Source organism: Moraxella equi, from assembly GCF_002027555.1.
In the GTDB taxonomy this organism is placed as follows: Bacteria; Pseudomonadota; Gammaproteobacteria; order Pseudomonadales; family Moraxellaceae; genus Moraxella; species Moraxella equi.
This window is the reverse complement of the sequence record NZ_MXAP01000133.1, coordinates 1-8,181: the sequence shown is the minus strand read 5'-3', so window position 1 is coordinate 8,181 and position 8,181 is coordinate 1. Positions and strand designations below refer to the sequence as shown.

Sequence of the window (8,181 nt, the reverse complement as noted above, 5' to 3'; positions counted from 1 at the left end):
TAATAGAACAAAAACTCTACCTATCGCCCATCATAGACTTGTTTAATGGAGAGATTGTCAGTTATGCGATAAAAGAGCGACCAGATTATGGGTTGGTCAAAGAAATGCTTGGTGATGCCTTAAACAAGCTAAGCCAAGAAAAGACAGAAGATAAACCCATTGTTCACTCTGATAGGGGTTGGCATTATCAGATGTTTCATTATCAACAAACTTTAAAGGACAATGGCATTACCCAAAGTATGTCAAGAAAAGGCAACTGTCTTGATGATGCTCCTATTGAAAGGCTCGAAGGGACACTTAAAGAAGAAATCTTTTATGAAGACACAAAGTTTAGCTCAGTTGATGAACTTAAACAAACGATTGATGAGTACATACACTACTACAATTATGATAGAATAAAGACCAAACTAAAAGGACTAAGTCCTGTCAAGTTCAAAGAACAGTACAGAGACTTAGCCCTTAGTGAAACCACTTAGCTTTATTAACCTAACCTTTAATCTTGTGTTTAAGATTTGGGGGTCGGTTCAAGCAGACGGTATTTTCTTTATAGCATTCTCTTATAAACTTAACGTCTTTGCTCCACCACAAGCGAATCAATGCCGTTATTACTCAATCTTCTGCTGGCAGACAGTGCTTCTTCCTTAGAGTTCATGGTATTGGAGATGACTTGATACAGCTCCATGCCGTCATCCACACGCTTGATGACCCGAGCATCTATACCCGACATCATGACCTCAGCACGCATGCGGTCAGCCTCATCGGGGTTGTCATAACTGCGAATTTGTAAGATATAAGTATTCTTATGAGCCGTTATCTCAATATTGCCAGAAGTTGACTCACCTTCATAGGTAGCATCTTCTTCGGTGATGGCTATTTCCGTCTCGTTAGTACCACTTACATTGTCATTCTCTTGATAACTGCCAGAAATGACCACCGCATCAGGCTTAACCTCAGGTTGCTCAGTTATGGTCGCCTCATCCGTCACCGGCTCGCCCCCTGCCACATTTTCCCCTGTATGAAATTCCCGTGTTGGTAGCACTTCATAAAACTCATAGTTATTTGCTTGCTCTTTTTGTGGCAATGGCTCAACTTTGGTGGGCGGATTGACTTCTACCTCTGTCTTAAAACTATCAAACAAAGGCGATAAGTATAAGAAAAATCCTATCATCACCGCAATCACCGCCCCCACAAACATCCAAAGCAGGCTGATAAGCCCTGATGACGTACGAACTTTTTGTTCACGACTGATTGGTTTGTTATAAGGTCTTTGGGGCATAGAATACCTTGATGGTTGGCGATTTATTTTTGGAAAATGCTTTTAGTATAACTATTTTTTAAATTTTTTTTAATAAAAATATTGTAACATTTTTTTAAAATATCGCTCACCCATGCAAACTTTTATAAATCGTCCCTGCCAGCACTTTACCAATACCCTTGACGCTGGCAATCTCACTTTCGGACGCACCAAGGAGCTGTTGAATACCGCCAAAATGAGTCAATAGGTCTCGCCTGCGTTTTGCCCCCAGATTGGGAATGACTTCCAGCACGCTTGCCCCACGAGCCTTGTCTCGTTTTTTGCGGTGAGCGGTAATGGCAAAGCGGTGAGCTTCGTCTCGTATGTGCATGATAAGGTGCAATGCCTTAGAATCCATTGGCAAATCCATCGGCTCATGCTCCAAAAAGTGTAGCACTTCAAGCCCCGCCTTTCGCCCCTCTCCCTTTGCCACGCTGATGAGTAGCGTGTCGTCCAATTTGCCAAGCTCGGTTAAGACTTCTTTGGCGATATTTAACTGTCCTTTTCCACCGTCTATCAATAGCAAATTAGGCAAGGGGTGTTTGGCATACCGCCTTGTCAGCACCTGTCTCATCGCTCCATAATCATCGCCCCCGACCACGTCATGAATGGCGTACTGGCGATAATCCCGCTTTCTCGCCCCCCGACTGTCAAACACCACGCACGAACCCACCGCCAGCTCGCCCATGGTATGACTGATGTCAAAGCACTCAATGCGGTTAATTGCCTTATCTGACACCGCCCCTAGCACCTGTTGCATGGCAACAAACCGCTCATTTAATTCATTAAAATCAGACAACTTGGCGGTTAGGGCATTATGAGCATTCAAAATCGCAAGCTCCTGCCACTCTCGGCGGTGCTTTTGTACTTTGTCTTTTATCAGGCATTTTTTGCCAAATTCATCATGGAGTAGCTCGGCAACCGTATCTTTGTCATCTATCATCTCATTGATGATAATCTCTTTGGGCAAATCATCGCTCACGTCCAAATAAAACGACAACAAAAACCGTTCGAGCCGCTCGGCAGGCGTATCAAACACCCCCACATCATCAGGAAAATAACTCTTACCGCCCAGCACCTTACCACCACGCACGGTCAGCACATGGACGACCGTCAGCCCGTTTTTGTCAGCAATGGCAAACACATCGGCACTGCTGTCATCGCCCACCCGATACACCGCTTGACGGGCGGTGATGTCAGAGAGCATGGCAAGGCGGTCTCGGTAAAAAACGGCTTGCTCAAAGTACATATTCTCGGCAGATTCGTGCATTTTTTGGGCAAGCATGGCTTGCAATTCGCCTGTTTTACCATTCAAAAAATCAAGTGCTTGTCCCACATTGTCATCATAATCCGTCTGACTAATCAGCCCCACACACGGAGCGGTACAGCGTTTGATTTGGTGTTCTAGGCAGGGGCGTTTGGCATTGGCAAATACCGTATTGGTGCAGTTTCGTAGCATAAAAAGCTTTTGCAAAAGTAGCACCGCTTCTTTGGCACTATTGGCGGACGGATAAGGTCCAAAATAGCGACCTTCGGCATGATTGCCCTTGCCCCGCCCCACCGCAAGGCGTGGGAATTTGTCCTTTGAGATGAACAGATACAGATAAGATTTGTCGTCCCTTAGGATAATATTATAAGGCGGACGGTGCTGTTTGATGAGGTTTTGTTCAAGGAGCAAAGCCTCGCTCTCGCTCCGTGTGATGATAATCTCAATATCACAAATGCGAGCGACTAGGGCGACTGTTTTCGGGTGGTCAATGGTCTTGGCAAAATAGCTGTTCACCCTGCTTTTTAGGGATTTGGCTTTTCCAACGTACAAAATCTCGCCCGACTTGCCGAGCATTTTATAGACACCAGGCAGATTGGGCAGGTTTTTTAGGAGCTGGGTGAGATGGTCGGAATAGGCTTGATTCATGGTAAAAATAAGATATTTTTCACTACTTTATAAGGTAAATTTTTGCTTTTGCAAGCCCGCCCCTAGCAATAGGCAAATAAAAAAGAGCCACAAAAATATGGCTCTTTTAACTCAATAAGAAAACTTAATGAATTACTTAGCTTCGGTTGCAGGAGCTTCAGCAGCAGGAACAGTAGCAACAGCAGGGTTTTCGTTGGTTACAGTTTCAGTACCTGCGGCAGCGGCAGCACCGTCAGCTGCGTCTTTGGCAGCGTCGGCAGCTTCTTCGGCAGCGTCTTGTGCGTTTTCAGCAGTCGCTTCAGCTTGCTCAGCAACAGTCTTATCAGCAGATTGAGCGTCAGCAGCAGCAGTAGCAGCAGTGTCAGCAGCAGCTTGGGCAGTGTCAGCAGCTTGTTGTGCAGCAGCATCAGCAGGAGCAGCGTTTGCGGCGGCTTGTGCTTCGTTCGCTGCTTCTTGGGCAGCAGCAGCAGCTTCTGGTGCTTCTTCTGCTGGCTTTGAGCAAGCGGTAAGAGCCAATGAACCGATTAAGGTAGCTAGGATTAACTTTTTCATGATTTTCTCCAAATGTTAGGATGAACATAGAATTAAGGCAAAAAAACTGCCATGTTTAATCTCTGTTTTTAACAAAGATTATCATCGCAGAATATTTACCCCTATATTTCTTGTACTATTATATAAACATCATTCGGCAATAACAAATGATTTTTAGTAATAAATGCAATCAATCTGTAACAAAACATTTCTACAGAAAGCTATTTTTGATTTTTGTCATTAAAATGACGTAAAATTTTCTTAAAATGATTATTTTTCAAAAATTTTAATAACACCTATTTTTAAACATACTGAGCAAATATCTCTAAAAATGATTATATTTTAGTCATTTTTTAATGATGACAGCTTGCCAATATTCACTGATTTATCAGTCTTTTTAATAATTCGTGACTTTATTTGGTCATGTTATTAAAAAATTCATCATTGGTTTTGGCGTCTTTTAGACGGTCAAGTAAAAATTCGGTCGCCTGATAATCATCCATCGGCTGTAACAGTTTGCGAAGCACCCACACTTTACGAAGCATTTCTTCATCGATGAGACGTTCTTCACGGCGAGTGGATGATTTTTTGATGTTAATGGCAGGGAAAATACGGCGTTCGGCAAGCTCACGCTCCAAGGTAATCTCTTGGTTGCCCGTGCCTTTAAATTCTTCAAAAATCACGCTATCCATCTTCGAGCCTGTGTCAGTCAGGGCAGTGGAGATGATGGTCAAGCTCCCCCCTTCTTCAACATTACGAGCCGCCCCAAAAAAGCGTTTTGGACGCTCCAGCGCATTTGCATCCACACCCCCTGTCAGCACCTTGCCACTTGATGGAATGACCGTATTGTAGGCACGGGCTAGGCGTGTGATACTATCTAGCAGGATGACCACGTCTTGTTTATGCTCAACAAGGCGTTTGGCTTTTTCGATGACCATCTCCGCCACTTGGATATGGCGAGCAGGTGGCTCATCAAAGGTCGATGCGACCACCTCGCCACGCACGGTGCGTTGCATTTCGGTGACTTCTTCAGGGCGTTCGTCAATGAGCAGGACGATGAGATAGCACTCGGGGTGGTTTTTTGAGATGGCTTGGGCGATATTTTGTAGTAGTACTGTCTTACCTGCCTTGGGTGGGGCGACAATGATAGAACGCTGACCCTTGCCAATGGGGGCAATAAGGTCAATCACACGCCCTGTCAAGTCTTCGGTCGTGCCGTTGCCCACTTCTAGGCGTAACTGCTCGGTCGGGAAAAGCGGTGTTAGGTTCTCAAAGATGAGCTTATGGCGTGAACGGTCGGGCGTATCAAAGTTAACCTCACTGACCTTTAATAGAGCAAAATACCGCTCGCCATCTTTGGGCGGTCTGATTTGCCCTGCGATAGAATCGCCTGTTTGCAGGTTAAAACGGCGGATTTGGCTTGGGCTGACATAAATGTCGTCAGGCCCTGCCAAATATGACCCTTCTGATGAACGCAAAAAGCCAAAACCATCTGGCAAAATCTCAAGCACGCCATCGCCATAAATCGGCTCGCCGTTTTTGGCGTGGGTTTTTAGAACGGCAAAAATGATGTCTTGTTTACGGCTACGAGCCATGTTTTCAAGCCCCATTTGCTCAGCAATGTATAGCAACTCACTGACAGGCTTGCGTTTTAGTTCGGTCAAATTCATGAGATGATCTAGATAAGATGTGTAGAAGTGAAAACAAAATGAACTCCGCCAAGAAAAAAGTCAAGGACTGACAAAGGCGGTAAAAATATGAAAGGATAAATTAGCCACTCATAATAACTGCTCTTAGTCAGAATGTCAAGGGCTTGGGGGTGATTTTTAATTCATTAAGGGCTTATGACTGGCAGATGGTTGGAGCGTACAAGTCAGCAAGCCCCTTGTTAGGTTTAGATTTTTACCACCTGCCACGCTCCATCGCCCATCACTTCTAGTCTGGTGTGATGATATTTGAGTAGCGTTGAGCGATGCCCGACACTGATGAGTGTAGTATTAGTCAGACCTTGCAAGGTGCGATACATGGCATCTTCTAATCCCTCATCCATACTGGCGGTTGCCTCGTCCAAAAACACTACTTTGGGACGGTGTAACATGACCCGAGCCATGGCAAGGCGTTGCTGTTCGCCAAGCGACAGGGCATGCGTCCAATCATACTCATGGTAGATTTTATCCACCAGATGTCCCAGCTGTACCGTATGTAGCAGTTCATGAATCATCCTCCCATCCGCTTGCTCTGGCACGGCATGCGGATAGTAGAGCATGTCAATAAGCCTGCCCTGTGGCAAGTAGGGTTTTTGTGATAAAAACAGAGCATCATCAGGGCGAGTGACATGCCCATCTGCCCACACCCACAGCCCTGCCACTGTCCGCAGTAGCGTGGTTTTACCCAGTCCTGATTTGCCTTGAATCAGCAGGCGTGAACCTTGTGGAAGGGACAGATTTAATTTATCAATCAAAACTTTATCACTTGGGGTCTTGACGGTCACATCCTCAAATATCACGTCCATCTCATGATATGTCACATCAATACCCTTCATGTCGGTACTGGCATTAATCACCCGCTCAAAACCTGTCAAACGGTCAAGTGTCGCCTTATAACTGGCAAAGGTATCATAGACATTGCGAAAATAAGACAGGTTACCATGAAGTCGCCCAAATACCTGCATGGTCTGCATTAAGTCGCCAAGCTTGATATTACCAGCAAAGTACCGCCCCACCTGAATCAATAGCGGAAACACCACCGAGATTTGTGTAACCACCAAGTTAAAACCCGAAAATTTCAATGTGCGATAAACAATATCCCACATATTGCCGATGACTTTATTAAACTGACGATACAGCACATTTCGCTCTACTCGCTCGCCTGCATAAAACGCAATGGATTCGGCATATTCCTTGACACGAATGAGCGAATAACGATAATCGGCGTTAAATTTTTCATTATCAAAATTAAGCTTAATGAGCGGTTTACCGAGCCACACCGCAATGACGGTGGCAATGATTACATAGATAAACACCAAAAACACCATCATCTTTGGAATCTCAACGCCCATGACGGTCATCGAACCCGCCAGCCCCCACAGCAATATGGTAAATGACACAATGGAGCTGACAGATGCTATCACGCCCGTCGCCAGGGTTAATGAGTGCTTAACATAGTGCTGTACATCCTGCTGAATACGCTGGTCGGGGTTGTCTAGTTTATTATCAAGTTCCACACTCTGCTGTACTTTATAATAAGCTTGATTATCTAGCCATTTATCAAGCAAATTACGGTTAAGCCATTCTATCCAATTAATACTAAACCACTGTTCGGCATAGTACATCAACAGAGCATTGACAACCGCTGCCGCCGCAATAAAGCAAAACACCACCATCTGCGTCCAAAAGACTTCTTGGTTTAAGTCCTGCAAAGACGAATACATGGTGTTGTACCAGTTAGAATGAATCAAACTAATCCGCACTTCTAAATAAGGTCAAAAACACAATAAACGCAAAAAACGCCAATGGCTTAAGCTACGTTTGGGCAATAAATAACCCCGTGCCATCGCCCAAAACTGCCCACCCCAAGCGGTAAATCTAACCAAGCCCCACACAAACAGCGAAAAGCACACGCTCGTGATTGCCATGCTTTTGACAAGCCAGATGAGCGAATCAATGATTTCTTTTGACCAATCCATAATATTCCCCAACGGATCAATATCAAACACAAAATGGGCGTATTTTAGCACGATTTTGGCGTTTTTATTAATAATGATAATTTATAACAATCAAAAATTTATCGTAAAAGTGGATTTGATTTATTTTTAAATGTAAATAACTATTTAGTGATACTGACTTTTATTTGAAAATAAAATATATTCATCAAGTTTATTATTTTGTAACAAATATTGTTATAAAGTAACTTATTTTTACCACACCCATTTTTAAAGAATATTTTTATGAAAAAAACCTTAATCGCCCTTGCGGTCAGTCATGCCGAGCGAGACCATCATCATCGAACACCCATTTAGCCAACAAATCGGCACTCAAAAACTCACCGCCCATGACATTAATAATCGTCCCACAGGTAATGGCAATATCACCGAACTATTAAAACACAATCCTACCGTCCGCTACGCTAATGACGCTGACGCGTCCATGAGTGCTGGCGAGATTAAGCCTAACGAGATTTCCATTCATGGTGAAAAATTTTATAACAATAATTTTGTGCTAAATGGCATGTCAAATAATGACAATATCAATCCCGTAGGCGACAGCGACCGCAACACACAAGGGCAAAACCCACATGAATTGCCATCGGGCGGTACGCAAACCTTTTGGGTGGATACCCATCTTTTAAAAAACGTGGAAGTCTTTGACAGTAACATCTCTGCCAAATACGGTCAGTTTACAGGCGGTGTCATCAATGCTCAGCTTATATACCAACCGAACTT

8 protein-coding genes are annotated in these 8,181 nt (G+C 44.1%); 2 read left to right on the top strand and 6 right to left on the bottom strand.

Annotated features, from left to right (window positions below):
• Positions 1-476, top strand: a 476-nt coding sequence (locus B5J93_RS11720; protein WP_158080744.1) for an IS3 family transposase, incomplete at its 5' end; no start/stop codon positions are given.
• 89 nt (positions 477-565) lie between these two features.
• Here B5J93_RS11720 and B5J93_RS11715 read toward each other — a convergent pair.
• The 6 genes from B5J93_RS11715 to B5J93_RS13860 form a co-directional block, all read right to left on the bottom strand.
• Positions 566-1,276 (bottom strand): SPOR domain-containing protein, encoded by a 711-nt coding sequence (locus B5J93_RS11715; RefSeq protein ID WP_079326540.1) that lies wholly within the window; start codon positions 1,274-1,276, stop codon positions 566-568.
• 106 nt (positions 1,277-1,382) lie between these two features.
• Positions 1,383-3,209, bottom strand: coding sequence for an excinuclease ABC subunit UvrC (uvrC, locus tag B5J93_RS11710; RefSeq protein ID WP_079326539.1), 1,827 nt, complete (start codon positions 3,207-3,209; stop codon positions 1,383-1,385).
• A gap of 132 nt (positions 3,210-3,341) precedes the next feature.
• Positions 3,342-3,761, bottom strand: a complete 420-nt coding sequence (locus tag B5J93_RS11705; protein ID WP_079326538.1) for a hypothetical protein — start codon at positions 3,759-3,761, stop codon at positions 3,342-3,344.
• 392 nt (positions 3,762-4,153) lie between these two features.
• Positions 4,154-5,410, bottom strand: a complete 1,257-nt coding sequence (rho, locus tag B5J93_RS11700) for a transcription termination factor Rho (protein WP_079326537.1) — start codon at positions 5,408-5,410, stop codon at positions 4,154-4,156.
• A 224-nt stretch (positions 5,411-5,634) separates the two neighbouring features.
• Positions 5,635-7,209, bottom strand: a complete 1,575-nt coding sequence (locus tag B5J93_RS11695) for an ABC transporter ATP-binding protein/permease (RefSeq protein WP_228144936.1) — start codon at positions 7,207-7,209, stop codon at positions 5,635-5,637.
• Between the two features lie 12 nt (positions 7,210-7,221).
• A complete protein-coding gene (locus tag B5J93_RS13860) occupies positions 7,222-7,425 on the bottom strand; it encodes a hypothetical protein (RefSeq protein ID WP_211278888.1) in 204 nt (67 codons plus the stop codon).
• A gap of 295 nt (positions 7,426-7,720) precedes the next feature.
• On the opposite strand from B5J93_RS13860, the gene B5J93_RS11690 reads away from it, so the two are divergent.
• The coding region (locus B5J93_RS11690) for a TonB-dependent receptor plug domain-containing protein (RefSeq protein ID WP_143823541.1) at positions 7,721-8,181 on the top strand (461 nt) is incomplete at its 3' end.